This window comes from Arenibacter lacus, from assembly GCF_008711145.1.
Taxonomy (GTDB): Bacteria; Bacteroidota; Bacteroidia; order Flavobacteriales; family Flavobacteriaceae; genus Arenibacter; species Arenibacter amylolyticus.
Map to the genome: position 1 here is coordinate 1 of NZ_VVIN01000254.1, position 446 is coordinate 446.

Consider the following 446-nt stretch of genomic DNA (forward strand, 5'->3'; position numbering starts at 1 on the left):
ATGTCTAGGTTTTTTATTCGGTGGTTACTAATGGCAATCTTATGGGTATAGCGGCCAATATATTCCACTACTTGAGCCGGACCTAAGAATGGACGTTTGCAATAAACTACCCAGTTGTGCTTGTGGCTATTTCGGAGTGATGGTGCCACCTCGTAAACAGGTTTCACGGCTACCTCTTATAAAGCCGATCCAGTGGACTGAACGGCTTTTGTCTACCCAGTTGTGCCACATGAAGGTAGGTAAGGGTTGTTTGTATATGTGCGTGTCCCAGCAAGTCTTTGACACTGATGATGTCCAACCCCATCTCCAAAAGATGCGTGGCATAACTGTGCCGAAGGATATGGAGAGTGATCCCTTTCTGTATCCCGCTATGTTTGCGAGCTTCCCGAACGATCCATTGCACGCCCATTGTCGATAACTGGGAGGGATTGCCTTTCCTGTCGTAG

1 protein-coding gene and 1 pseudogene are annotated in these 446 nt (G+C 47.5%); both read right to left on the bottom strand.

From position 1 onward, the window contains the following. Positions 1-131, bottom strand: a pseudogene (locus F1E73_RS17385) (transposase); the annotation flags it as partial. Positions 132-169: 38 nt separating this feature from the next. Beyond that, positions 170-446, bottom strand: a 277-nt coding sequence (locus F1E73_RS17390) for a tyrosine-type recombinase/integrase (RefSeq protein ID WP_150452708.1), incomplete at its 5' end; no start/stop codon positions are given.